This is a genomic window from Streptomyces sp. Edi4, assembly GCF_040253615.1.
Classification (GTDB): domain Bacteria; phylum Actinomycetota; class Actinomycetes; order Streptomycetales; family Streptomycetaceae; genus Streptomyces.
Window position 1 is genome coordinate 6,775,672 of the sequence record NZ_JBEJGY010000004.1, and the last position, 24,731, is coordinate 6,800,402.

Annotated in this window: 21 protein-coding genes; 14 read left to right on the plus strand and 7 right to left on the minus strand. The window is 71.6% G+C overall.

Going from position 1 to position 24,731, the window contains the following annotated elements:
- Positions 1–112: 112 nt before the first annotated feature.
- On the plus strand, positions 113–2,605 hold the full coding sequence (locus ABR738_RS32510; RefSeq protein WP_350233506.1) for an ATP-binding SpoIIE family protein phosphatase: 2,493 nt from the start codon (positions 113–115) through the stop codon (positions 2,603–2,605).
- Positions 2,606–2,780: 175 nt separating this feature from the next.
- Positions 2,781–3,506: a class I SAM-dependent methyltransferase gene (locus ABR738_RS32515; protein ID WP_350233507.1), complete on the plus strand. Its 726-nt coding sequence runs from the start codon at positions 2,781–2,783 to the stop codon at positions 3,504–3,506.
- A 37-nt stretch (positions 3,507–3,543) separates the two neighbouring features.
- Here the strand turns inward: ABR738_RS32515 and ABR738_RS32520 are convergent, their stop codons facing one another.
- Both ABR738_RS32520 and ABR738_RS32525 read right to left on the minus strand, forming a co-directional pair.
- Entirely contained in the window at positions 3,544–4,359 is an 816-nt protein-coding gene (locus tag ABR738_RS32520) for a VOC family protein (protein ID WP_502964178.1), read from the minus strand.
- Positions 4,360–4,489: 130 nt separating this feature from the next.
- The gene (locus ABR738_RS32525; protein ID WP_350233508.1) at positions 4,490–4,882 is read right to left on the minus strand and encodes a response regulator; all 393 of its coding nucleotides are present in this window, start codon (positions 4,880–4,882) and stop codon (positions 4,490–4,492) included.
- 363 nt (positions 4,883–5,245) lie between these two features.
- On the opposite strand from ABR738_RS32525, the gene ABR738_RS32530 reads away from it, so the two are divergent.
- Positions 5,246–6,517, plus strand: coding sequence for a hypothetical protein (locus tag ABR738_RS32530; RefSeq protein ID WP_350233509.1), 1,272 nt, complete (start codon positions 5,246–5,248; stop codon positions 6,515–6,517).
- Positions 6,518–6,800: 283 nt separating this feature from the next.
- Here the strand turns inward: ABR738_RS32530 and ABR738_RS32535 are convergent, their stop codons facing one another.
- On the minus strand, positions 6,801–7,406 hold the full coding sequence (locus ABR738_RS32535; protein WP_350233510.1) for a flavin reductase family protein: 606 nt from the start codon (positions 7,404–7,406) through the stop codon (positions 6,801–6,803).
- Positions 7,407–7,635: 229 nt separating this feature from the next.
- Positions 7,636–9,276 carry a cytochrome bc1 complex cytochrome b subunit gene (qcrB, locus tag ABR738_RS32540; protein WP_350233511.1) on the minus strand — a complete coding sequence of 547 codons (1,641 nt, stop codon included), beginning with the start codon at positions 9,274–9,276 and terminating at the stop codon, positions 7,636–7,638.
- A gap of 1,151 nt (positions 9,277–10,427) precedes the next feature.
- Here qcrB and ABR738_RS32545 point away from each other — a divergent pair.
- The 5 genes from ABR738_RS32545 to ABR738_RS32565 all read left to right on the plus strand — a co-directional run bounded on the left by ABR738_RS32545 (position 10,428) and on the right by ABR738_RS32565 (position 17,430).
- Positions 10,428–11,261 (plus strand): M55 family metallopeptidase, encoded by an 834-nt coding sequence (locus tag ABR738_RS32545; RefSeq protein ID WP_350233512.1) that lies wholly within the window; start codon positions 10,428–10,430, stop codon positions 11,259–11,261.
- On the plus strand, positions 11,254–12,585 hold the full coding sequence (locus ABR738_RS32550; protein ID WP_350233513.1) for a M20/M25/M40 family metallo-hydrolase: 1,332 nt from the start codon (positions 11,254–11,256) through the stop codon (positions 12,583–12,585). Before ABR738_RS32545 ends, ABR738_RS32550 begins: the two co-directional genes overlap by 8 nt.
- A gap of 14 nt (positions 12,586–12,599) precedes the next feature.
- Positions 12,600–14,579, plus strand: coding sequence for a S9 family peptidase (locus ABR738_RS32555; protein WP_350233514.1), 1,980 nt, complete (start codon positions 12,600–12,602; stop codon positions 14,577–14,579).
- The gene (locus ABR738_RS32560) at positions 14,576–15,514 is read left to right on the plus strand and encodes a S66 peptidase family protein (protein ID WP_350233515.1); all 939 of its coding nucleotides are present in this window, start codon (positions 14,576–14,578) and stop codon (positions 15,512–15,514) included. Before ABR738_RS32555 ends, ABR738_RS32560 begins: the two co-directional genes overlap by 4 nt.
- 131 nt (positions 15,515–15,645) lie before the next feature.
- Positions 15,646–17,430 (plus strand): CocE/NonD family hydrolase, encoded by a 1,785-nt coding sequence (locus ABR738_RS32565; protein ID WP_350233516.1) that lies wholly within the window; start codon positions 15,646–15,648, stop codon positions 17,428–17,430.
- Here the strand turns inward: ABR738_RS32565 and ABR738_RS32570 are convergent.
- Both ABR738_RS32570 and ABR738_RS32575 read right to left on the minus strand, forming a co-directional pair.
- The gene (locus tag ABR738_RS32570) at positions 17,411–18,514 is read right to left on the minus strand and encodes an adenosine deaminase (RefSeq protein ID WP_350233517.1); all 1,104 of its coding nucleotides are present in this window, start codon (positions 18,512–18,514) and stop codon (positions 17,411–17,413) included. The genes ABR738_RS32565 and ABR738_RS32570 overlap by 20 nt on opposite strands.
- Before the next feature lie 44 nt (positions 18,515–18,558).
- Positions 18,559–19,290: a GntR family transcriptional regulator gene (locus tag ABR738_RS32575; RefSeq protein ID WP_350233518.1), complete on the minus strand. Its 732-nt coding sequence runs from the start codon at positions 19,288–19,290 to the stop codon at positions 18,559–18,561.
- 226 nt (positions 19,291–19,516) lie between these two features.
- Between ABR738_RS32575 and ABR738_RS32580 the strand changes: the two genes are divergently transcribed.
- The 3 genes from ABR738_RS32580 to ABR738_RS32590 all read left to right on the plus strand — a co-directional run bounded on the left by ABR738_RS32580 (position 19,517) and on the right by ABR738_RS32590 (position 20,892).
- On the plus strand, positions 19,517–19,759 hold the full coding sequence (locus ABR738_RS32580) for a LapA family protein (RefSeq protein WP_350233519.1): 243 nt from the start codon (positions 19,517–19,519) through the stop codon (positions 19,757–19,759).
- 195 nt (positions 19,760–19,954) lie between these two features.
- Entirely contained in the window at positions 19,955–20,296 is a 342-nt protein-coding gene (locus ABR738_RS32585) for a hypothetical protein (RefSeq protein ID WP_350233520.1), read from the plus strand.
- 17 nt (positions 20,297–20,313) lie between these two features.
- Positions 20,314–20,892: a GNAT family N-acetyltransferase gene (locus ABR738_RS32590; RefSeq protein ID WP_350233521.1), complete on the plus strand. Its 579-nt coding sequence runs from the start codon at positions 20,314–20,316 to the stop codon at positions 20,890–20,892.
- 15 nt (positions 20,893–20,907) lie between these two features.
- On the opposite strand, the gene ABR738_RS32595 is transcribed toward ABR738_RS32590, so the two are convergent.
- Entirely contained in the window at positions 20,908–21,249 is a 342-nt protein-coding gene (locus ABR738_RS32595; RefSeq protein WP_350233522.1) for a DUF6204 family protein, read from the minus strand.
- A 428-nt stretch (positions 21,250–21,677) separates the two neighbouring features.
- Between ABR738_RS32595 and ABR738_RS32600 the strand changes: the two genes are divergently transcribed.
- The 3 genes from ABR738_RS32600 (at position 21,678) to ABR738_RS32610 (ending at position 24,684) form a co-directional block, all read left to right on the plus strand.
- Entirely contained in the window at positions 21,678–23,645 is a 1,968-nt protein-coding gene (locus ABR738_RS32600) for a DUF5107 domain-containing protein (RefSeq protein WP_350233523.1), read from the plus strand.
- A 149-nt stretch (positions 23,646–23,794) separates the two neighbouring features.
- Entirely contained in the window at positions 23,795–24,163 is a 369-nt protein-coding gene (locus ABR738_RS32605; protein ID WP_350233524.1) for a hypothetical protein, read from the plus strand.
- A gap of 65 nt (positions 24,164–24,228) precedes the next feature.
- Positions 24,229–24,684: a VOC family protein gene (locus tag ABR738_RS32610; RefSeq protein ID WP_350233525.1), complete on the plus strand. Its 456-nt coding sequence runs from the start codon at positions 24,229–24,231 to the stop codon at positions 24,682–24,684.
- Positions 24,685–24,731 lie beyond the last annotated feature (47 nt).

Below are 24,731 nucleotides of genomic sequence, written 5' to 3' on the forward strand. Positions count from 1 at the left end.
ATGTGCGCGGGGGCGTACGCCTATTGTGGAGTTGCCCCGCGCGCGGTGCGCCGATAGCCGTACGGTGGTGGACAGCCGCCGTTCGCCGCGGCGGGGAAGGAGCCCCCCATCCATGGACCGTGGTACTGCGCCGGAGCCGGCGCGACAGCCCGCCGTGGCCGGCCGGATCCCGCTCGCCGTGATCGTCGTGGACGGCGAGGGCCTGGTGTCGCACTGGTCCTCCGGCGCGCGCAGGCTCTTCGGTCCCGACAAAAAGGACGCGGTGGGCCGGCCCGCCGTCGACCTGCTCCCGGTCTCCGGAGCGCTGGAGCGCCACTACGACCACGACTGCGACGGCTATGAGGAGTTCGAGGAGGCAGGTCCCGGCCTCGACGGGCCGCTGACCGGCCGCACCGCCTTCCCCAGCACCGGCCGGGCCACGCTGCGCGAGCCCGGCCGTGAGCGCACCGACGTGGTGTGGTGGGCCTATCCGCTGGTCGGCCCCGGGCCCGAACGGCTCCTGGTCCTGGCGGCCGACGCGGCCCAGCTGCACCGGGAGCGCGAGGACCCAGACGGCCCCCACGGTCCCGACGGCCTCGATGGCCTCGATGGCCCCGACGACGACGCGAACCCCTTCGAGCGGATAGCGCCCGGCTTCGCCCTGCACACCGAGTTCCCCGGCGCCGACGAGCTGGCCCGGCGGCTGCCGGAGATCCTGCCCAGCGTGAGCGTCGGCGAGAGCTCCCGCATCGTGTCCCAGGTCCTCGAACTGGGCTATCCCGTCCTGGAGTTCAGCCGTCACGACCGGGTGCCCGTCACACCCGACTGGGGTGTGCCCCGGCGCGCCGAACTCCGCTCCGCGCGCCGGCGCCACCCCCTGGAGCCCGTGTCGTGGGCCCAGCCCCGCTCACCCGAATTCGCCGCCGACCTCGAATACGCGGCGGTGCGCGAACGGCTGGAATTCCTCAACGAGGTCAGCGGCCGCATCGGCTCCTCACTGGACCTCGCCCGCACCATCCAGGAGGTCAGCGCCGCCGTCGTCCCCCGCTTCACCGATGTCGCCGGCACCTATCTGCGCGAGCAGGTCATCGCGGGCGAGGGCTTCCCCGACGGCGCGCCCGACGAGCGCACCCTGTGGCACCGCGTCGCCCTCGAACACGTCGAGGAACCGGGCCGCTGGGACGACGTCGTACCGGTCGGCGAATCCATGCCGTTCCCCGCGCACACCCCGTTCTTCCAGTGCATGACCTCGGGCGAGCCCGTCCTCGTGCCCCGGATCAGCGAGCAGATGGGCACCGCCATCGCCTCGCAGTTCGAAAAGCGCGACATCCGGCCGCTCATCAACGGCCGCTCCATGCTGGTGGTCCCGCTCAAGGCGCGCAACGTGGTGCTCGGCTTCATGATCCTGCTGCGCCACGCCGAGCGGGCCGAGTTCAACGACATGGACCGCGTCACCGGCGCCGAACTGGCCGCCCGCGCCGGGCTCGTACTCGACAACGCCCGCATGTACACCTACCAGGAAAGCGTCGCCGAGACCCTTCAGGACTCGATGCTCCCGCAGGTCGCCCCGCGCATGGCGGGCTGCGACACCGCGACCCGCTATCTGCCGGGCACGCTGCTCGGCCGCGTCGGCGGCGACTGGTTCGACTCGGTCAAGCTGCCCGGCTCGCGGACCGCGCTCGTGGTCGGCGACGTCATGGGCCACGGCCTCAACTCGGCCGCCATGATGGGACAGTTGCGCACGGCCGTCCAGACCATGGCCGCCCTCGACCTGCCACCCGATCAACTCCTGCGCAATCTGGACGACTTGGCACAGCGCCTGGGCGAGCACTACCTCGCCACCTGTCTGTACGCCGTGTACGACCCGATCAAGGGCGAGCTGTTGATGGCCAACGCGGGTCACGTACCGCCGGTGATCGTACGGTCGGCCGACGGGCGCAGCGAACTGATCGACCTGCCCACGGGCGCCCCCATCGGCGTCGGCGGAGTGCCGTTCGAGACGGCCCGTATCGCGGTAGAGCCCGGCGACCGGCTGGTGATGTGCACCGACGGTCTCGTCGAAGTGCGCGGCGAGGACATAGGCGTGGGCCTCGCCACGCTCTGCGAGTCCGCCGCCCACCCGGCGGCGTCCATGGACGACGCCTGCGACACGATCATCCGCTCCCTCAACACCCGGGGCGGACGCAAGGACGACGTGGCCCTGCTCATGGCGCGCCTGAACGGGATCGCCCGCGAGGACGTCGCCGAGTGGCGGCTCGCCGCCGACGCGCAAGAGGTGGGCCGCGCCCGGCACCTGGTGCGCGAACAGCTCGTCCAGTGGGGCCTCGCGGCCGTCACGGAAACCGTCGAGCTGCTGGTCAGCGAGGTCGTCACCAACGGCATCCGGCACGCGCACGGCCGCCAGGTCGAGCTGCGTCTGGTGCGCGCCGAAGCGCTCCTGTGCGAGGTGGCCGACGACGACCACACCCTGCCCTCGCTGCTCAGCGCCGGCCCCGACGACGAGGCGGGCCGGGGTCTGCGGGTGGTCAGCGAGCTCGCCCACGCCTGGGGCAGCAGCCGCACCGGCAACGGCAAGACGGTCTGGTTCGACGTGGCGCTGCCCCGCGCGGCACGCGGAAGCAGGTGACGCGAAGGGAGACGGCGAAGCCTTAAATCGCCCTGCTTCCACGGTAGATGCCTGCGGTCGGTATCCATCACGACCGCTCGAACGGCAGGTGAAGGTGTCTGCCGGAGGCTTGCCCGGCGTGCGCCCCACGCGGTACACCGATCTTGACACTGTGAGGCTGCCCGGGGAGTCGGTCATGAGCGTGACGCGTAAGTACAAGGACGCCTGGGACGGGTTCTGGGGCGAGGCGCCCAACGAGCCGGGCACGGTCTTCTGGGACGCGGAACCCGCGCTCACCGCCGCCCGCCACCTGGCCCACTTCTCGCCGCGCATCGACCGCCCCGACCTGCCGATGGTGGACCTCGGCTGCGGCAACGGCACGCAGACCCGCTACCTCGCGAGCCACTTCGCGAAGGTGGTGGGTGTGGACCTCTCCCTCGCCGCCGTCGAGCGGGCACGCAGCCAGGACCCGGCCGGTGAGGCGGAGTTCGAGCAGCTGGACGCCGCCGACGCCAAGGCGGTCCAGGCCCTGCGCGACCGGCTCGGAGACGTCAACGTGTACGTACGGGGTGTGCTGCACCAGTGCGAGCAGAGCGACCGCCAGCCCGTGGCGGACGCCATAGCCACCCTGATCGGCGACACGGGCCGCGCCTTCGTGGTGGAACTCGCCGAGGACGCCAAGCCCGTGCTGATGGGCCTCGCCCAGAGCCCGGCGGGCCCGCCACCCAAATTGCGGCCGGTCTTCGCCCACGGGATAGCGCCGGGCGAGGTCTCCGACCGCGCGCTCACAGAACTCCTCGCGACGGCGGGTCTCACGGTGCTCGCCGAAGGCGAACTCCCGCTCCTGACCACGGAGTACACCGGGGACGGCCGACGCATCGAGCTGCCCTCGCGCTGGCTGGTCGTGGGCCGCGCGGCCTGAGGTGCCCGACCGGAGTGTGGACGGCGCCGCGCGGCGGTCAGCCCGGCGTGCTGAGCGTGAAGGTGGCCCCGTCGGGGTCGCTCAGGCGGGCCCACGGGCCGCCGGGTGAGACGCCTTCGGCCAGGACGGTGGCGCCGTGCGCCCGGGCCTTCACCGCGTGGTGGAGCGGGTCGTCGACGGTGAAGTGGGTGTGCCAGTGCGGGCGCAGGCTCGGATCGGGTGCGGCTTCCACCGCCCCTGAGGTCAGCCGCGCCACCACGTGGCCGCCGTGGCGCAGGACGACCTCGTCGTGCTCGTAGCGCACATCGCAGCAGCCCGGGCCCTCGCGCGCCCAGTCCAGGACCTCCCCGTAGAAGATCGCCGCGTCGAAGGCGTCCCGGGTCTGCAACCGCGTCCAGGCCGGCGCGGTGTCGCGCCACGTCTCCCACTGCGACACCAGCGGCCCCTGCCACAGCCCGAACACCGCCCCGTCCCGGTCCGCCGCCAGCGCCCCGCGCCCGGTGTGCAGCGCGACCGGGCCCACCGCCACCGTGCCGCCGCGCTCACGGATCCGGGACGCGGTGACATCGGCGTCCTCCACCGCGAAGTACGGCGTCCAGGCGACCGCGACCTGGAGCGCGGGCGCCAGCGCGCCGATCCCCGCCACCGGCACCCCGTTCGCGAGCGCGATCCGGAACTCCTCGCCCAGCACGCCCGAGCGGAAGCGCCAGCCGAGGACCGTGCCGTAGAAATCGAGCGCGGCACTCAGGTCCCGCGCCATCAGACTCACCCAGCACGGCGCCCCGAGAGCCACCTCGCTGGAGGCGATGGCCCGCTTCGCGGAGATGCCGGTTTTGCTCGGTGGTGCCGTCACGGGACCCTCACTCACGCCCAGGAATGCCAACTTTTCGGCACATAGACCTGTCCATTGTCTCGCGCGGGCCCAGCGCCCGCACGCCGGACGCCCCCGGCCCGGTCGCAGGCGGCCCGGGGGCGGGTGCGGGTCAGTGGTCGGGGTCGCAGCTCTCGCGCCGGCGCCCGATGGTGAGCAGCGCGTCCATGAGGGCATCGTGATCGTCCCGGGCGGCGGTGTGGACGGCGCCTTCCTCCAGGACGGTGCGCAGCTCGGGAAAGACGGCGGTGGCAGGCGTCGTGCGCAGGACGACGGCGCTGGGCGGCGTCAGCGAGCGCAGCCCCGTGAACAGGGCGGCCGGATCGCTGTCACCGTCCATGCTGGGGTCGAGGACGGTGACGTCGGGCAGCAGGACGTACGCCTGCGCCAGGGCGAGCCGGGGGCTCGGCGTATGTGCGATGACGCGGAAGTGGGGATTGCGGTGGATGCGCTCACGCAGCACGGCCGCTTCCTCGTCGGTGGCTACCAGCAGCACGGTGATCACGCTCCCAGCATGGCGCGAGCGCCCGCCGCGAGCCACGCGAAGGGGCGGCGGGCCGGCCCGGGCCCGGGCTGGTGGGGAACCGGACCGGACCCGGCCCCGGATTGGCGAGGCCCGGGTCGGCCCCGGACCCCAGCCGGTGAGGACCCGGGCCCGCGAGGAGCCGGGTCGGCCAAGGGTCGAGCCGGCCAGGGCCCGAGCCGACCAGGGCCCGAGCCGACCAGGGCCCCGGGTCGGTCCACCGGATTGCCGGGACGGAGACGGTTTGCTCACCTACATCCCGAAGCGTTCCCGATTGCCGCTCCCCGTGCGGGAGTTGAGCCCGCGGCGCAGCCACGGGTGGGGCGGACCCGATACGGTGCTCGTGTGCTGATCAAGGGGCAGGAACCGGGTACGGCGCTGCTGCTGGCGGCCGCCCCGGCGAACAAGGGGCGTCTCATCGACGCGGCGTCGGTGCTTCCCGGGCTGGCCGCCGTGCCTCCGGGTGTGCTGACCGGTACGGACACCGCCAGCGTCGTGGAGCTCGCCGATCCGGTCGACCCGCAGACCGTGCTGACCAGGGTCCGTGCCGTGGCCGCGTCGCCCGGGCCGGTGTCGGTGTACCTCGCGGGCCAACTGCACCTCGACTCCCGCGCGCACCAGGCGCATCTGGCGCTGGCCCGCACCACGCGGACGAGCGTGCGCTACACCGCCCTGCCCTGGCTCTGGCTGGCGCACGCGTTCCAGGCGCGCGAGCCCGGCACGACCACCGTGATCGTCGACCTGGTCGCCGACCCGGAGGCGTGGGAGCGACTGCGCCAGGAAGGCCTCGCCCTTGGCCCCGGTGTCCGGCTCCACGGCAGGATCGTCCCGCCCGCGCCACGCCGCGCGGTGGCCTCGCCGGACTACCTCAAAACGTACGCGCGGGTCTGGCGCGGTGGGGCCCGGCCGCCGCTCGCCGAGCTCCACGCGTACGCCGTCGATCACAGCGGCCCCGAGAACGCGCTGCTCCTGAGCGCGGACGCGGCATCCGCCCCGAACCCCGCACCCCCGAGCGGCGACCCCACCGCGCCGCCGCCCGGAACGCGGGCGACCTTGCCAGTACCGCGGGAGACCCCGCCCGTACCGCGGGCGACCCCGCCCGCACTACGGGCCGGCGTAGCCAGGACTCTGCCGCCCCTGCCGCCCCTGCCCTCCGAACCGCCCGTCACCCCGCGCGCGTCGGCCGACCCGCACCCGGCGATCCTGGCCGCCGCCCGTGCGGGACGCCACGGTGAGGCGGCGTCGATGGCGGCGATGTGGGAGAGCGAGGCGTGGCGGGCCCACGGCCCCTCGTCCCAGGAAGCTTTGCACTGGCTGGAGGTGCGCGCCGACCTCGCCCGGCTGGCCCAGGATCCGGCGCGCTCGTGCGAGCTGTGGATGTCGTGCGCGCAGGGCAGACTCACCCGGGGCCAGGACGCGGACGACAGCGATGTGCAGGCCGCCGTGGACCGCGCCCATCACCAGTGGGAGCAGCTGGCCGACCCCGAGCGCGCGCGAGCGCTCGCGCCGGCCCTGATCGCGCTGCGTGAGCAGGTGCCGGGCCGTCGTCAGGGCGCCGTCGAGGCGGTGCGCCGACGCGTGGAGCAGCTGGGCACGGTGGCCGCCGCCGGACGCTAGATCCGGCGCGCGGGGCGCCGTGACCACCGTGTGCGGCGGCCCGACAGGCGGCGAAGCCGTTCCTCCCAGCGGCCCGCCAGGCGTCCAGCGGCCCAGACCCGCCTCGCGAGGCGCGCCGCCCCGCGTGTCCGTACGAGTCCGAGCGAGGACCGGCGTCGGCGTGTTTCTGATGTCCCCATGCCCCCAGGGTGGTCCGCGTACCCGGGCCCCGCACGCCCCGGCCGCGCCCCACGTCCCCGGGGCGACCGACCCGCCCGCGGGCTCCCCGGCGCGGCCGGACCGCTCAAGCGCCCTCGGGTCCCGCGTAAGGCACCCGGCTGACCTCATGCACGGAACCGACCGTGCCCCACTCGTCCCGGCCGAGCCGGGTCAGCGGCAGCAGGCGGCCGATCTCGGGGTGTCCGTCGACCATGACCTCGTCCGCCACCACCGCGTGCACGACCCGGCCGAACACGACGGTCGAGTCGCCGATGCCGAGCGTGCTGTGCAGCTCGCACTCCAGGGCCACCGGCGACTCGGCCACCCGGGGCGGCTTCACCCGCAGGCTCGGCTCGGTGGCCAGGCCCGCCTGCTCGAACTCGCTCACCCCGTGCGGGAAGGAGGTCGCGGTGGCGTTGACCTGGTTCATGAGCGGTTCGGACGCCAGATTGACCACGAACTGTCCCGTCGCCTCGACATTGCGCAGCGAGTCCTTGCGCCCGACCGAGGTGAACTGCACGACGGGCGGCGCGATGGCGGCGATGCTGAAGAAGGAGTGTGGCGCGAGATTGGGGATCCCGTCGGACGACACCGTCGACACCCACGCGATGGGGCGGGGCACCACGGTCGCCGTGAGCAGCCGGTAGAACTCGGTCGAGGACATGGCGCCGGGATCGAAGTCGATACGCATATCGCAAGTATCCACAGACCCCGGGCGACTCCGGACGGCCCCGGTGAATCGGCGTGCGCCGCCACCAACGCCCCCTTCACGCAGGGGCGTTGGGCCACCAGAACCTACGGAGCAGTCGGTCCACGCAAGCGCCAGCCCGCCGTCTCGAAGCGAAGCCACCCGACCCGTTGTCACCACCGGCGCCGCATCCCGCTCCCAAAGCCTGAGCACAGCTCACGGTGGCGTTCGATCAGTGATGATCGCTGGTGGCATGCTCTCTGTGATGGGCGGCGGTCGCCTTGGCGATCTGCCCATCGTCACCGTAGTAGGACCTCGAGAGCCTGATACGCAGCTTCTCACTCCACTTGATCTTGCGCTCGACGCCGTTTTCGTCCGTGGACGACGGCAGGTCACGGGGAGCGTATTGGTCGTGCGCGGTCAGCGTGAACAACTGTTCCCGCGAAAGGGGCTCATGGAGCTCGACGAACTCACCGTGCGACAGGCGCTTGATGAGGCCGGTCTCCCGGCCGTGTTCCACTTTTTCCTTGTCGCGGCGCTGAAGCCCGAGGCAGATCCTCTTGGTGACGACGAACGCGAGCACCGGCACCACGAAGAAGCCGATCCGGGCAAACCAGGTGATCACGTTGATCGAAAGGTGGAAGTGCGTGGCCAGCAAGTCGTTGCCGCCGCCAAGCAGCAGGAGCATGTACTCGGCGGTCCAGGCAGCCCCGAACGCCGTACGCGTCGGGTTGTTCCGGGGACGCTCCGTGATGTGGTGTTCGCGATGGTCGCCGGTGACCCAGGCCTCGAAAAACGGATACAGCCACAGCACCAGAAGGACGCACGGGAAGATGATCAGCGGAATGAAAACACCGAGCTGAAGGGTGTGCCCCCAAAGATTGATCTCCCAGCCGGGCATGATGCGGATCAAACCCTCGGAATAACCCATGTACCAGTCCGGCTGGGCGTCGGTCGTCACCTGATCGGGCCGATAGGGCCCGTACGCCCAGATCGGGTTGATCTGGGCAGTGGCCGCCATTGCGGCGATGACACCGAAGACGAGGAAGAAGAATCCGCCGGCCTTAGCCATGTAGACCGGCATCAGGGGCATTCCGACGACATTGTTGTTGTTCCTGCCGGGGCCCCAGCTGTGGGTGTGCTTGTGGTAGAAGACCAGCGCCAGGTGGGCCACGAGCAGGCCCAGCATGATGCCCGGGATCAGCAGCACGTGGATCGTGTACAACCGCGCGATCAATTCCACGCCGGGGAACTCCCCGCCGAAGAAGAAGAAGGAAAGATACGTGCCGACGATCGGCACGGAGAGAATCGCGCCCTCCATGAAACGCACTCCGGTTCCGGAGAGCAGGTCGTCCGGGAGTGAGTAGCCCATGAAGCCGTCGAACATTCCGAGGATCAAAAGCCCGGCGCCGAAGAGCCAGTTCACCTCTCGGGGCCTACGGAACGCGCCGGTGAAGAAGACGCGCATCATATGGACGAGCATGGATGCGATGAAGATGACAGCGGCCCAGTGATGGATTTGACGGAGCAGTAGGCCGCCACGCTGCTCGAAGCTGATGTCCATGGTCGACTTGAAGGCTTCACTCATACGGATGCCGCTCAACGGTACGTATGATCCGTCGTAAATGACTTCAGCCATGCTGGGCTTGAACCACAAGGTCAGATAGACACCAGTCAGAATGATGATGACGAAGGAGTAGAGGGCGACCTCTCCGAGCATATAAGACCAATGATCGGGAAAGATCTTCCTGAGATTCGGCTTGGCCATCGCGAACAGGCCGACGCGGCCATCCGCCCACGTCGCGAGCTTTTCACCCTTGGATTCCGGCCCTGCACGATGACCGGAAGAAGGGGTGCGGTGCGCAGAGGTCATACGTCGTGCTCCCGAAGGTTGGGGCCGCCTGCTCAGGCGGCCACGCCCCACTTGTGCCCTGCGGGCTGGGGCTGTGTTCCATCGCTTCTACTTGGTTGCTGCTGTGTGCTGGTCGCGCTGAAGGCAACGCCACTCCGAGTCGGGGCGACCCCGCCGGCGTGGTTTATGACAACGTATGACTGGTCGCGGAACCGATCTCCTCATGCGGTGCGGTGGGTATGTGTGCCCATCCTGACCGCGCTGAGCCACAGCAATAAATTGCCCGTTCCGCCAACGTAGCCCCATATTCCACCCGTTCGCACGAGAGTGGGACGCGTGGGCGGAGTTTTTCACCCGGATGAGGCGGAAGAGTGGCGATATGAATGTCTTGCCGGTCGGGCTCTGGAGAGGGTTGCCGTTGGCCCATGCTGGTCAGGGTGAATGATTCGGCGCCGGATCACCGGCGACGCCGTCAGGCCGGCTGGACGGGGACGGCCCAGAGGTTCACCAGATGCCTCGCGAGTGAAACATCCTCGATGAAGACCAGCACCTGCACGTGCAGCTGCGCTCGCACGCCTCTCCTGCGCCAATGCGGCGGGCTGGGGGCGACAGTGGACCGGATTCCGTGGCCTGCCAGGAACGCACGGACTTTTTCAGCGGTTTCAGTAGTAGCGACCCGTGCCACGGGCGCGAGCAGTCCATAGGGGTAAGCACGCGCATGCCTTCTGGCCGCGAGCTGATGAAAAGCACGGACCCATCCACGTGTGCCCACGACCTGAACACCTCCGGCTCGGCAGATCTTTCACGGCGTGGTTGCCGTGCCCCCAACGCGACAGATGCAACCACAAGTCGCAAAACGTCACCACGCTTTCAGCCCCGGTGTCGGAGCCCCGGTGTGGTGGCGAAAGAATCCGGTGTTGACGAGCCGCTTTCCGCGCCCACCAAGAGGGCCAATTCGTTACGAGACGTCGTGCTGTGGCCAACACCGCTCAAACGGGTAATCCCACAACGCAATCCCCTGCGCCGATACGCGGTCTGCGTCACCACGGGGCATCGCGAGTCGGCCAGGGTCGGTGCCCTCTCAACTCGGCCGCGACTGATGTCACCTTGTGGACCTGTTCGGCCGGTGCCACCCCTGGCCAGCACATTCGGCGGCCGGTAGCGTCGTGCGCATGAAGATCCTCATCAGCGCCGACATGGAAGGCGCCACCGGAGTCACCTGGCCGGCCGATGTGCTGCCGGGTACGCCCCAGTGGGAGCGCTGCCGGTCGATGTTCACCTCCGACGTGAACGCGGCCGTGCTCGGATTCTTCGACGGAGGCGCCGACGACGTACTCATCAACGAAGCGCACTGGTCCATGCGCAACCTGCTGCTCGAACGCCTCGACGAGCGCGCCCAGATGCTCACCGGCAAGCACAAGTCGCTGTCCATGGTGGAAGGAATCCAGCACGGCGACGTGGACGCGATCGCCTTCGTGGGCTACCACACGGGCGCCGGCACGGCAGGCGTCCTCGCCCACACCTACCTCGCCAACTCCATCACCGGGGTGTGGCTCAATGGTGCCCGCGCAAGCGAGGGGCTGCTCAACGCCCATGTCGCCGCGGAGTACGGCGTGCCCGTGGTCCTGGTGACGGGCGACGACCTCACCTGCGCCGACGCCGAGGCGTACGCGCCCGACGCCCGCAAGGTCGCCGTCAAGGACCATGTCTCGCGGTACGCGGCGGTGTGCCGCACCCCCGCCCGCACCGCCCGTGACATCCGGGCCGCCGCCAAGGAGGCCACGCGGCTCGCCGGCAGAGCGGCCCCGGTGGACGGCGGCCCGTTCACCGTGGACATCGAGTTCGACGCCGAGCACCTGTCCGACGCGGCCACCGTCGTGCCCGGCGTGGCGCGTACGGGTGAACGGCGCGTCTCTTACACCAGTTCGACGATGTATGAGGGAATCCGCACGTTCAAGGCGGTCACCACGATCGTCTCGTCCGCGGTGGAGGAGCAGTATGGCTGAGGTGGAGACGGCCGATCAGGTGGCGCTCGACGAGGTGGTGGCCCTCACCTCCGGGCTGATCCGGATCGACACCAGCAACCGGGGCGGCGGCGACTGCCGCGAGCGCCCCGCCGCCGAGTACGTGGCCGAACGGCTGGCCGATGCGGGCCTTGAGCCCCGCATGCTGGAGCGCACCGTAGGGCGTACGAACGTGGTCGCCCGGATCGAGGGCAGTGACCCCTGCGCCGACGCCCTGCTTGTCCACGGCCACCTCGACGTGGTGCCCGCCGAGCCCGCCGACTGGCAGGTGCACCCCTTCTCCGGCGAGGTCCGCGACGGGATGGTGTGGGGCCGGGGCGCGGTCGACATGAAGAACATGGACGCGATGGTCCTCGCCGTCGTACGGGCCTGGGCCCGGCACGGGGTGCGGCCGCGGCGCGACATCGTCCTCGCCTTCACCGCCGACGAGGAGGACAGCGCCATCGACGGCGCGTCCTTCCTCACCGACCACCACCCGGAGCTGTTCGAGGGCTGCACCGAGGGCATCAGCGAATCGGGCGGCGTCACCTTCCACGCCGGACCCGGCATGGAGATCTACCCGATCGGCGCGGGGGAGCGCGGCACCGCCTGGCTGCGGCTCACCGCGCGCGGCCGCACGGGCCACGGCTCGAAGGTGAACCGCGCCAACGCCGTCAGCAGGCTCGCCGCCGCCATCGCCCGCATCGACGCCCACGAGTGGCCGGTCCGCCTCACGCCGACCGTCCGCGCGAGCCTGGTCGCGCTCGCCGCCCTGCACGGAATCGAAGCCGACCCGGGCGCCGACGACTTCGACGCCGACGAACTGCTCGGCAAGCTCGGCCCCGCCGCCGCCCTGGTCGCACCGGTCCTGCGCAACAGCGCCAACCCGACGATGCTGGACGCCGGTTACAAGGTCAACGTCATCCCGGGGATCGCCACCGGATACGTCGACGGGCGCACCGTACCCGGCGGTGAGGACGCCTTCGAGACCACCATGGACGAGCTGACCGGCCCCGATGTCGACTGGGACTACTACCACCGGGGTGTGCCGCTGGAGGCGCCCGTCGACGCGCCGACGTACCGCAAACTACGGGCCGCCATCGAGCGGTTCGCGCCGGAGGGCCACGTCGTGCCGTACTGCATGTCGGGCGGCACCGACGCCAAGCAGTTCTCGCGCCTTGGCATCACCGGCTACGGTTTCGCGCCGCTGCGGATGCCGGCCGGCCTCGACTACCAGGCGCTGTTCCACGGCGTCGACGAACGAGTGCCCGTGGACGCCCTGCACTTCGGCGTCCGCGTCCTCGACCACTACCTGCGGTCCGCATAGGGGAGTTGCACACGATGGTGCCCACCGGGGCTTATGGAAGCTGGCCCTCGCCGATCGACGCCGCCGTCGCGGTCGCCCGCGACGGGCACCCCGACCACGTGGGGATGGTCGGTGACGAGCTGTGGTGGACGCTGGCGCGCCCCACCGAGGGCGGCCGGTCCGCCCTGGTGCGCCGGCGCCCCGACGGCGAGAGCGAGGTGGCGCTGCCCGAGCCGTGGAACGTGCGCAGCCGCCTCATGGAGTACGGCGGTACGCCCTGGCACGGCGCGGCCCGGGCCGGCGAGGGTCCCCTGATCGTGTTCGTGCACTTCGCCGACCAGCGGCTCTACGCCTACGAGCCCGACACCGGCGCCCCGCCGCGCCCGCTGACTCCGCTCTGTCCGGTCGGCTCCGGGCTGCGCTGGGCCGATCCCCGGATCGACGTGGAGCGTGGCGAAGTGTGGTGCGTCCTGGAGGAGTTCACCGGTGAGGCGCCCACCGACGTACGCCGGGTGATCGCGGCCGTACCGCTGGACGGGTCGGCGGCCCAAGCGCGGTCGCGTATACGGGAGTTGAGTGACGGCCGCCACCGTTTCGTCACCGGCCCCCGGCTCTCGCCCGATGGCGGCCGCGCCGTCTGGATCGCCTGGGACCACCCGAGGATGCCGTGGGACGGCACCGAGCTGATCCTCGCGGACATCGGCGCGGACGGCCTCGCGCACGGTGCGCGCGCCGTCGCCGGAGGCCCGGACGAGTCCATCGCACAGGCCGAGTGGTCCGTCGAGGGGCAGCTCCTGTTCAGCTCCGACCGCTCGGGCTGGTGGAACCTGTACGCCATGGACCCCGATCAGGGGACGACGACGGCTCTGTGCCCGCGCGAGGAGGAGTTCGCCGGGCCGCTGTGGCAGATCGGACGACGCTGGTTCCAGCCCCTGGACAACGGCCTGATCGCCGTCGTGCACGGCAAGGGCGCCACCGCGCTCGGCATACTCGATCCGCGCGGCGGCGACCTCGTCGACGCGGTGGGACCCTGGCAGCAGTGGGGCGCGACACTCACCGCACACGGCAGCCGTGTCGTCGGGGTCGCCGCGAGTTCGCGGACCGGCGCCGAACTCGTCGAACTGGACACCGCCACGGGCCGCGCCCGCGTGATCGGCCGCGGCCACACCGACACCGTGGATCCCGCCTACTACCCCGAGCCGGTGATCCGCACCTTCGCCGGCCCCGGCGGCCGTGACGTCCACGCGCACGTCTACCCGCCGCGCCACCCGGACCGCACGGGCCCCGAAGGCGAACGGCCGCCCTATGTGGTCTGGGCGCACGGCGGCCCCACCGCGAGCTTCTCCCTCGTACTCGACCTGGAGGCCGCCTACTTCACCTCGCGCGGCATCGGTGTCGTCAAGGTCGACTACGGCGGCTCCACCGGTTACGGACGCGCCTACCGCAACCGGCTGCGCGAGCAGTGGGGCGTCGTCGACGTCGAGGACTGCGCCGCGGTGGCCCGCGCCCTGGCCGAGGAAGGCGCGGCCGATCCCCGCCGCATCGCGATCCGGGGCGGCAGCGCGGGCGGCTGGACCGCGGCCGCCTCCCTCGCCACCACCGACGTGTACGCGTGCGCCACCATCAGCTATCCCGTCCTCGACCTCGCCGGCTGGCTCGGCGTCACCCACGACTTCGAATCGCGCTACCTGGACACGTTGATCGGCCCCTATGCCGACGTGCCGGGCCGTTATCTCGAACGCTCGCCCGGCCGCAAGGCGGACCGCGTCACCGCGCCGTTCCTGCTGCTCCAAGGCATGGACGACGCGATCTGCCCGCCCGTGCAGTGCGAGGAGTTCCTGGAGAAGATGGCCGGACGCGGCATCGGGCACGCCTATCTCACCTTCGAGGGCGAGGGCCACGGCTTCCGCCGCTCCGAGACCATGATCCGTGCGATCGAAGCCGAACTCTCCCTGTATAGCCAGGTGTTCGCGATCGACCGTAACGACATCCCGGTCCTGGAGCTCACCATATGAACGCCGCCACCGCGCTCACCCGGCCGCCCCGCCTGCGCCCGGGCGCCAGGATCGCCGTGGTCGCCCCCAGCGGCCCGGTGGTCGAACAGCGGCTGTGGGCCGGGCTCGACGTACTGCGCGGCTGGGGACTCGATCCCGTCACCACCGCCCAAGTGGCCGAACGGGACCCGGAGTTCCGATATCTGGCGGGCGAGGACGAGAAGCGGGCGCGCGACTTCCAGGACGCCTGGTGCGACCCCCGCGTCGAAGCGGTGATGTGCGCGCGCGGCGGCTACGGCGCCCAGCGCATGATCGACCTCCTCGACTGGGACGCGCTGCGCGCCGCAGGCCCCAAGGTGTTCATCGGCTACAGCGACGCGACCGTGCTGCACGAGGCATTCGCCGCCCGGCTCGGCCTGTCCACCCTGTACGGACCGATGGCCGCCACGCTCTCCTTCCTCACCGACACGGCCACGCAGGAGTCCCTGCGCACCACCTTGTTCGAGCCGGAGGCCGCCCTGACGCTCGGGCTGCCGGGCGCCGGCGCCCTGGTGCCGGGCAGGGCCCGCGGCGTCACGTTCGGCGGCTGTCTGTCGCTGCTCGCCGCGGACCTCGCCACCCCCGGCGCCCGCCCGCCGGCCGAGGGCGGCCTGCTCCTGCTCGAAGACATCGGCGAGCAGGACTACCGCCTGGACCGCACGCTGAGCCAACTCCTGCGCGCGGGACGCCTGGAGGGCGTCACCGGCATCGCGCTGGGCTCCTGGCGGGAGTGCGGACCCTACGAGGAGCGCGTCCGTCCGGTGCTGCGCGAACGCCTGGGCCGCCTGGGCGTGCCCATCGCCGAGAACGTCGGATTCGGGCACTGCGACAACGCCCTGACGATGCCGCTCGGCGTGGCGGCCGTCCTGGACGCGGACCGGGGCACCCTTACCCTGGAGACACCCGCACTCGCGTGACCGAACCCGGCCCGAACTCCCGTGCCGGGCAAGAACCTTGCGTCCCGGGCGTTGACGCACGAGTTTGACGTGTCCGAGCATGAGGGCGCCGGGCCTACCGATCGGTAGGCCCGCTCGCCGTGGAGGACACCGTGACCCGTCGCCCTGCCGTGCCCAGAAACCGCAAGCCCCTGGCGGCCGTCCTCGGCGCGGCGCTCGCCGTGCCGCTGCTCGCGACCGCCCCCGCCACGGCGAGCGGCGCAGCAGCAGGGCAAGTCACGGTCACCGCACTGAAGTTCACGGTCCGCGCGGGCGGCGGTACCTGCGCCGTCGACGCCGACCTCTACCGCCCCGCCGGCGTCGACAAGGCCCACCCGGCGCCCGCCGTGCTCACCACCAACGGCTTCGGCGGCAGCAAGTCCGACGGCTCCACCAACGCCACCGCCAAGGCGTTCGCGGCCCGTGGCTATGTGACCCTCGCCTACTCCGGGCTCGGCTTCGGCAAGTCGGGCTGCCTCATCTCCCTGGACGCCCCGGCCATCGACGGCCGCGCCGCGTCCGGCCTCATCGACTTCCTCGCCGGTACCCGCGCCGCCGACGACGGCACCCGTATCGACTTCGTCACCAAGGACCGCCCGGGCGACCCGCGCGTCGGCATGATCGGCGGCTCCTACGGCGGCGCGGTCCAACTGGCGACGGCCGCCGTCGATCACCGCGTCGACGCGCTCGTCCCCATGATCACCTGGCACGACCTGTCGTACGCGCTGGACCCCAACAACGTCGCCGACCGCAAGGTGCCCGGCGCCTTCAAATGGCAGTGGACCAACGGCTTCTACCTCATAGGGGAGCGCCTGCCCATCACGGCGCCCAACCTGGACCCGTCCCGCTGGGGCACGCTCGGCTGCACGCACTTCGTCCCCGACGCGTGCCAGACCATCGGCCTGCTCAACTCCGGCAGCTACCCCGCCGCCCCCACCGCCGCCATGCTGCGCTACGCCCGCGGCGTCTCCCCGGTCACCTACCTCGACCGGGTCGAGGCGCCCACGCTCCTCATCCAGGGCCAGAGCGACACCCTGTTCAACCTCAACGAGGCGACGGCCACGTACAACACGCTGAAGGACAACGGCACCCCCACCAAGATGATCTGGCAGTCCTGGGGACACAGCGGCGGCCATGTGCCCGGTGAACTCGACCTGGCGCAGGGGAACGTGGAGACCAGCTACACCGGCCGGCGGATCCTGTCCTGGTTCGACCGCTACCTGCGCGGGCGCAAGCACACCGACACCGGCCCCGCGTTCGCCTACTACCGCGACTGGCAGAGCGGCTACGGCGAGGCGTCAAAGGTGCCGCCCCTGTCGCAGAAGGTGTACCTCTCCGGCGACGGCAAACTCGTCGACAACCGGGCGAAGGTGGCGCGTGGCAGCCGTGCGTACACCAACGCCGTTGTCCCGACCAGCCATTCGGAGAGCTCGCTGGCCGGCATGGTCGGCCTGCCCGACCCCGCGCCCTACGACACGCCCGGCACCTACCTCGGCTGGGACACCGCCCCGCTGACGGCGCCCGTGGACGTGGTCGGCTCGGCGAAGGCCACCCTGAAGGTCTCCTCACCGGAGGCGAGAAGGACACAGAGGTCCAAGGACGCCGCCGACAAGCTGGTCCTGTTCGCCAAGCTGTACGACGTGGCGCCCGACGGCACCAAGACGCTGGTGCGCCGTCTGATCGCCCCTGTGCGGGTGCCCGACGTCAGCAAGCCCTTCACCGTCGCCCTGCCCGGCATCGCCCACCGCTACGAGGCCGGGCACCGCCTCGAATTCGCGATCGCCGCGAGTGACGACGCCTACCTCGGCAACAAGGGCGTCAAGCCGGTGACTGTCGTGAGCGCCCCCGGCGACACGGGGACGCTCCAACTGCCCATCGTCAGCGGGCGGTTGAACTGAGAGCCGCGTAACCGGGACGCACGATCTCCTCGATGATGCGACGGCGCTCGGGCAGCGGCAAAAACGCCGCGTCGACGGCGGCGACGGTGAACTCCTCGAAGACCTCCGGGCCGTAACCGAAGGCGTCCGCCATGTGCTGGAACTCCTCGCTCATGGTCGTGCCGGACACCAGGCGGTTGTCGGTGTTGAGGGTCACCGTGAAGCCGAGCCGGCGCAACTCGTCGATGGGGTGCTTCTCATACGAAAGCGCCGCCCCCGTCTGGAGGTTGGAGGTCGGGCAGACCTCCAGGGGAATCCGATTGTCCCGCACGTACGCGGCCAGATGACCGAGGGTGCCGTCGGCGGCGATGTCGTCGGTGATCCGCACGCCGTGACCGATGCGCTCGGCGCCGCACACCTGGACCGCCTCGTGCACCGACTCCGCGCCCACGGCCTCACCGGCGTGGATGGTGATGTGGCAGTTGGCGCGCTTGAGGTGCTGGAAGGCCGGCAGGTGCGCGGCCGGCGGGTTGCCGATCTCGCCGCCCGCGATGTCGAAGCCCGCCACGCCGCGGTCGCGGTGCGCGACGGTGAGTTCGGCTATCTCCAGGGAGCGCCGGGTGTGCCGCATGCCGGTGAGCAGCGCCCGCACCGTGATCTTCCCACCGGTGCGGCGCTCGCCCTCGCGCAGACCCTCATTGACGGCGTCCACGACCTCGTCGAGGCCGAGGCCCCCTTCCAGGTGCTGCTCGGGCGCGTAGCGCACCTCCGCGTAGACGACTCCGTCAGCGGCCAGGTCCTCGGCGCACTCGGCGGCGACGCGGCGCAGCGCGTCGCGGGTCTGCATCACCGCGCAGGTGTGCGCGAACGTCTCCAGGTAGCGCTCCAGGGAGCCGGAGTCGGCGGCGTCGCGGAACCAGAGCCCGAGCTCGACCGGGTCCTCGGTGGGCAGCGCGGTGTAGCCGCACGCGTGGGCCAGCTCGACGATGGTGGCGGGGCGCAGGCCACCGTCGAGGTGGTCGTGGAGGACGGCCTTGGGGGCGCGGCGGATCCACTCGGCGGGAACGGCCGAGGAGGCGGCGGCGGAGTTGTCTGACAAGTGCATGAGGCGGGAGTGTACAGCGTGCCGGAGCGCCACCCGGCCGGTGCCTAGAGCGACTGGAGAACCGTGAGCGCCGGGGCCCCGGTCGGCAGCATGTGCTTGGCGGCCATCACCGGGACCCCCTCGACCCGCACCACCTGGGTGACCAGCACCGCGGGGGTGTCCGCCGGCCGGTCCAGCTGCTCACCCCTGCGCCGCCCGAGCAGGGTCGCGCTGATCTGGCTCACCGCGCCAAGGCGCACCCCGCGCGATGAGGCGGCGAGCACGGTGAGCATCGAGGACGCGGGCTCGGCCGCCAGAGCCTGACCGAACGCGGGGTGCAGCCGCGCGAGGACGTCCTCGGGGGCCGCCCACTCATGGCTGAGCGCCACCGCCAGATCCGCCCCGACCAGCACGGACTCCCAAAAACGCAGCTCGGCCCCGGCGGGCGCGAGCAGATGCTGGGCCGTGAAGTCGGTCGGCTCCTCCCGGCTGCGCAGCAGCGCAGACACCCTCACAGGACCCAGCAGGTCCTCCAGCGGCCCCAGCTGCTCGAAGCCGCGCCGGGGCGGCCGGTCGTTGACGGTGCGGCCGACCCCCCGCCGCACTGACAGCAACCCGTCCTCCTGGAGCAGCAGCAGCGCCTCGCGCAGGGCGGGCCGGCTCACCCCGAGCTCACCCGCGAGCCTCGGCTCCGACGGCAGCGTGGACCCCGGGGGATAGGTGCCGTCGTGGATGGCGTCCGCGATCCGCTCGTACAGCGCCACGACCGGCCTGAGCCGCTGCCCGCTCCCTGCCATGAACTCCACCCCTCGACGTGCCGGAAGGCCAGCATGCCCGGCCCCTACTTGTCTGACAAGGCGGGCCCACGGCTGTCCGTCCCGGGTGCCGCGCATCCTTCAGCCGCCCAGAGGTCCCGCTCACCCGTACGGCTCGCTCCACCGCACTCCCGTGCGGCGCATCCGTCACGCTGGGCGCTACGGAGCTGACGGCGCACCACGTGCGGCCGAACGGAAGGGCCGGGTCATGAGCCCAAGGGGCGAGTCCAGCGGTACGGGTGGCAGGGCGGGCGGCCTCGTGACGCCGGGCAGGGTGGCGGTCCTGATCCTCGGTGTCCTGGCGCTCGTCTTCATCTTCGAGAACACCCGGCACGTCAAGATCAGGCTGCTGATCCCCGAGGTCACCATGCCGCTGTACCTCGCCCTGCTTGCCGTGTTCGTGGTGGGCCTGTGCTGCGGCTACTTCCTCAGGAGGCGGGGACGCCGATGAGCGTAAGAGCGGGGGCAGGGGCAGGGGCAGGGGCCGGGACCCGGACCCGGGACCCGGACCCGGACCCGGACCCGGACCCGGACCCGGACCCGGACCCGGACCCGGACCCGGACCCGGACCCGGACCCGGACCCGGACCCGGACCCGGACCCGGGCACGGGCGCGGACCCGGGCACGGGCGCGTACGCGGATGCGGATGCGGGCCCGCGCCGCCACGGTGACGGCCGGCGTCGTCCTCGCGACTGCCCTGACGACGGGCGCCGCCCTCGCCGAGGACGCCGGAACACCCGAGCGCCCCGCACGCATGCCGGCGTTCGTCGGCCAGGGCCTGCTCCAGGTCTTCAACACACTCGACGCCAGAACGAGACTGGAGGTGGAGGACATCGGCGGCGGGCACCGCGGCGTGCTGTGGCCGTTCAACTGGAAGGTGTGCCGCCAGAGTCCCGCTCCGGGCGCGCCGCTCGCCGCCCGCACCCGCGTCAGCGTCGGCGTGGTCAAGAAGACCGAGAACTGCCCCCCGGGCGCCGCCCGTTCGTAGATCAGTAACCTGACCCGATGCGAACCGAGTCCGGCTTTCTCGCCGAAGGCCCCCGCGTGGGCATACGCACCCTCACCCGCGAAGACGCCGGGGAGTTCACCGCGCTCGCGGCGGCGAGCCGGGCCCTGCACGCCCCCTGGCTCTTCCCGCCCGCCGACCTCGAGGCATACGCCACCTACGCGGACCGGCTCATCGACGATCCGTCCCGCCACGGCTTTCTGGTGTGTGAGCGCGACAGTGGCCGCATCGCCGGATTCATCAACATCAACAACGTGGTGGAAGGCGCCTTCCAGTGCGGCGCGATCGGCTACGGCGCCTTCGCCCCGGCGGCCGGGCGCGGCCTGATGAGCGAGGGCCTGGCCCTCGTCCTGCGCCACGCTTTCACCGGACTCGGACTGCACCGTCTTGAGGCGAACATCCAGCCCCGCAACGAGAGTTCGGTCAACCTGGTCCGCCGCGCCGGCTTCCGTCTGGAGGGCTACTCGCCGGACTTCCTCTTCATCGACGGCGCCTGGCGCGACCACGAACGCTGGGCGATCACGAAGGAGATGACGCGGTGGGACGCGGAGCCGGCGCCCACCGCGGACCCCCGATGACGCCTGCCCGGTCCGCTAGCGCCGGCCGCCCTTGTAGTTGATCTTCATGGTGTCGAGGTCCGTCACCGTCGAGCGCAGGTCGCGGAACCCGTGGCCGAGCGCCGACAGCGCGGACTCCGCCCTGTCCTCGGCGATCGCGGCGGCCATCTCCTCGCCGTCGGCGGCGTCGGAGACGACGGTGAAACGCCACGAGAAGTGCTTCAGGGCGCGGTCGTAGGCGAGCGAGCCCTCCGGCGTGAACGCCATCGCGGTCAGCCCGTGCTCGTCGGCCTCGGCCAGCAGCCGCGCCCGCGAGTCCGCGCTCAGTCCGTCCCACACGCCGCGCACGATCACCCGGTAGGTGTGCTGCTCGCCCATGTCCCGCTGTCCTTTCCCAAGGCCCGTACTGCCCGTACAGCACGCGCCGTCTGCCCGTCGGGGAGATCCTCGCCCAGGGGAGCGGAACGTGTCGATCGATATACGCCGCACTGCGCACGCCGCCCGGATCGTGCCCCCCGTCCGGGCCGCGCACGGCGTGCGGCCTTCCCGGCGTGCGGCCTCCCGGGCGTGCGGCCTCCCGGGCGTGCGGCCCTCCCCGCCGTGCGGGTCGGAGCAGGGCGGGGGCAGGCCAGGGCAGGCCGGTGCAGGGTGGATCGGCGCAGGCCAGGTCCGTGCAGGTCAGGGCGGCTTTGCGCAATCCTGACCCGAGGTGCCCCTGGCCGTTGTCAGTGGCGCGGTGTTCCATGGTCATCGGGGGGGTCGGCCGAAAATGGCGCCGAAGCCCCGTACGAGGGAGTGAGGTTGCCTTGGCCACGACCGTGCGACGAGCCGTACTGACCCTGCCCGGCGCCCCGTTGGGCCAGGCCAACCCCCTGCCCGCGCTGCGCCCGCGCGACGAGGCGCACCGGCTCGACGAGCGGGCACTCGACGGGCTGCCCCGCGACATGGCCCGCCAGATCGGATACGAGCCGCTGGAGACGCTGCTGCCGGTGCGGATCCTCGACGGATACGGGCGCGAGCGGACCCCGGTCGACCTGGACACGATCGTCATCGAGAACGACCATCTGCGCGCCACCGTCCTGCCAGGCCTCGGTGGCCGCGTGCACTCCCTGTTCCACAAGCCGACCAACCGTGAACTCCTGTACGCCAACCCGGTGTTACAGCCCGCCGACTTCGCCCTGAACGGCGCGTGGTTCTCCGGTGGCATCGAGTGGAACATCGGCGCCACCGGCCACACCACCCTCTCCTGCGCCCCCCTGCACGCGGCCCTCGTCCCCGCGCCCGACGGCGGGCGGATGGTGCGCCTGTGGGAGTGGGAGCGGCTGCGCGACCTCCCCTTCCAGGTCGACCTCTGGCTCCCCGACGACAGCGACTTCCTGTACGTGGGCGTCCGCGTCCGCAACCCGCACGAGCGGACCGCGCCCGTCTACTGGTGGTCGAACATCGCGGTCGAGGAGGGCGAGCGCACCCGCGTGCTCGCCCCCGCCGACGAGGCCTGGCACTTCGGATACGAGCACGCGCTGCGCCGGGTGCCCGTGCCCGTCTGGGACGGTGTGGACCGCACCTATCCGCTGCGCGGCGAACACCCCGCCGACTACTTCTACGAGGTCCCCGACGGCGCCCGCCGCTGGATCGCCTCGCTCGACGCCGACGGCCACGGCCTCGTCCAGACCTCCACGGACACCCTGCGCGGCCGCAAGCTGTTCCTGTGGGGCTCGGGCCGGGGCGGGCGCCGCTGGCAGGAATGGCTGACCGAGCCCGGCACCGCCGGGTACGCCGAGATCCAGGCCGGCCTGTCCCGCACACAGTTGGAGCATGTGCCGCTGGAGGCAGGCGCCGAGTTCTCCTGGCTCGAGGCGTACGGTCCGCTGACCGCCGACGCGGCGCTGGTGCACGGTGAGGACTGGGCGGCCGCACGCGCCGAGACCGAGGGCCAACTGGAGCGGGCGCTGCCGCGAGCCGCCGTGGAGCGGGCCTACGCCGCCTGGCGCCCGTTCGCCGACGCCGAGCCCGGCGAAAGCCTGGCCACCGGATCGGGCTGGGGCGCCCTTGAAGTCCTGCGTACGGAAGTGAAGCTGCCCGGCACTCCCTTCCCGGATCTGACACTCACTCAAGAACAGCTGCCATGGCTGGGGTTGCTGCGCACCGGGGTGTTCCCCGAACCGTGCGAGGTCGCCCCGCCCGGGCCCACCCTCGTCGCCCCGCACTGGCGCGACATGCTGGAGACGGCGCCCGCCGACCCGCTCACCGAATACCACCTCGGCATCGCGCAATGGCACGCGGGGGACCGGGCCCAGGCGGTGCGCAGCTGGGAGCGAGGCCTCACCCTCGCCCCCTCCCGCTGGCCCCTGCTGCGCTGCCTCGCGGTCGCCGACCAGTCCATGGGTCACCCGAGCCGCGCCGCCGACCGCTACGCGGACGCCTACGACGACTTCTGCCAGGAGCGCGGGGACGGCGAGCCGTGGACGGCGGCCGACGCGGCACTCGGCCGCGAGGCGATGGAAGCACTGCTCGCGGTGGAGCGCCCCGCCGACGCCCGCGCCATCTGGGACCGGCTTCGCCCCGCCGTGCGCGCACGCGGCAGGTTCCGCCTCCTGGAGGCCCAACTCCTCCTGGTGGAGGGTCGCCCGGAGGCCGCCCGGGCCCTTTTCGACGCGGGCTTCGACGTGCCCGACCTGCGCGAGGGCGCCGAGACCCTGAACGACCTGTGGTCCCGCCTGACCGACGACCCGCTTCCCGACCGCTACCAGTACCGGATGCGCCCCGAGGAGTAGCCCCGACGTGACGGGTTAGAGCGCGCCGTTGCCAAAATGGCCTCACCCTGCTCCTGGACGGGCTCACCCTGCGCGCTACGCAGCGGGGCCAATACCTCGCCGACCGGGCCGCGGCACGGGTCGGCTCGTCCGAAGCGGCCGCCGCCCCGGTGGACCGGCTGCTCATCGGCGCTTCCGTCACCGGAGCGCTGCACACGGAGTCCGTCCGCGCGCGGACGAAGACCGGCGCCGCCGGGCCGGGGGTCACGGCCGATGGCCTGTGGGAGCGGATCGCCGAGCGCGCCGCCACCGTCCCCGAACGCGAATACGAGCGGCTTCGCCGCCTCGCGGCGCTGTGTGGCCACAGCGTCGACTCCACCCACCCGCCCACGCATCTGCGCCGCCACCTGATCACCGCCGGGTCACCGCAGACGGCGGCGGTCGTCGTCGACGCACGGCGCTCCGCCGCCATCGCCACCGAACTGGCCCCGCCCCGCGCCACCGTGGCCCGCGCGGTCCTCAACGGCGCGACGGTTTAGGGCCCGCCGCTCAGCTTGTCTTTCATCCCCTGTGCCGCTGGGACGGGGGGCACGATCATGGGCAGATGACTGCCTTCTATCACGTGTGCTTCGTGGTCGCGGACATCGAGCGAGCGATGCAGGACTTTCGGCGTTCGGCTGGGGTCGAGTGGAGTGCACCTGTGACCGACCGGCTCGGCGAATGGGACTACCGCATCGTCTTCAGCGCGGGCGGGCCGCCGTTCATCGAGCTCATCGAGGGGCCTGCGGGCAGTCCCTGGGACGCGTCGGGGGGAGCCAGGTTCGATCACATCGGTTTCTGGTCCAGCGACGTCCGGCAAGGCTCCCGACGTCTGGTGGAGCAAGGCATGCCCACGGACTTCTCGGGTTGCCCCTACGGCCGTCCGTTCGCCTATCACCGCATGGACAGCATTGGGGCACGCATCGAAGTCGTCGACGTCAGTCGGCAGAGCGGGTTCCGCAGCAGATGGCATCCGGGCGGAAGTCCGATGCCCGCCATAGACGAAAGCTGCGGAGACTGAGCTCGCTCCACACAACCCGGCCTCGAACAACGCGTCGCCAAGCTCAC

Coding starts and splice junctions, on each gene's coding strand:
- ABR738_RS32510 (WP_350233506.1), top strand. CDS start 113: ATGGACCGTGGTACTGCGCCGGAGCCGGCGCGACAGCCCGCCGTGGCC.
- ABR738_RS32515 (WP_350233507.1), top strand. CDS start 2,781: ATGAGCGTGACGCGTAAGTACAAGGACGCCTGGGACGGGTTCTGGGGC.
- ABR738_RS32535 (WP_350233510.1), bottom strand. CDS start 7,406: ATGCGTATCGACTTCGATCCCGGCGCCATGTCCTCGACCGAGTTCTAC.
- qcrB (WP_350233511.1), bottom strand. CDS start 9,276: ATGACCTCTGCGCACCGCACCCCTTCTTCCGGTCATCGTGCAGGGCCG.
- ABR738_RS32545 (WP_350233512.1), top strand. CDS start 10,428: ATGAAGATCCTCATCAGCGCCGACATGGAAGGCGCCACCGGAGTCACC.
- ABR738_RS32550 (WP_350233513.1), top strand. CDS start 11,254: ATGGCTGAGGTGGAGACGGCCGATCAGGTGGCGCTCGACGAGGTGGTG.
- ABR738_RS32555 (WP_350233514.1), top strand. CDS start 12,600: ATGGTGCCCACCGGGGCTTATGGAAGCTGGCCCTCGCCGATCGACGCC.
- ABR738_RS32560 (WP_350233515.1), top strand. CDS start 14,576: ATGAACGCCGCCACCGCGCTCACCCGGCCGCCCCGCCTGCGCCCGGGC.
- ABR738_RS32570 (WP_350233517.1), bottom strand. CDS start 18,514: ATGCACTTGTCAGACAACTCCGCCGCCGCCTCCTCGGCCGTTCCCGCC.
- ABR738_RS32575 (WP_350233518.1), bottom strand. CDS start 19,290: ATGGCAGGGAGCGGGCAGCGGCTCAGGCCGGTCGTGGCGCTGTACGAG.
- ABR738_RS32580 (WP_350233519.1), top strand. CDS start 19,517: ATGAGCCCAAGGGGCGAGTCCAGCGGTACGGGTGGCAGGGCGGGCGGC.
- ABR738_RS32585 (WP_350233520.1), top strand. CDS start 19,955: ATGCGGGCCCGCGCCGCCACGGTGACGGCCGGCGTCGTCCTCGCGACT.
- ABR738_RS32590 (WP_350233521.1), top strand. CDS start 20,314: ATGCGAACCGAGTCCGGCTTTCTCGCCGAAGGCCCCCGCGTGGGCATA.
- ABR738_RS32595 (WP_350233522.1), bottom strand. CDS start 21,249: ATGGGCGAGCAGCACACCTACCGGGTGATCGTGCGCGGCGTGTGGGAC.
- ABR738_RS32610 (WP_350233525.1), top strand. CDS start 24,229: ATGACTGCCTTCTATCACGTGTGCTTCGTGGTCGCGGACATCGAGCGA.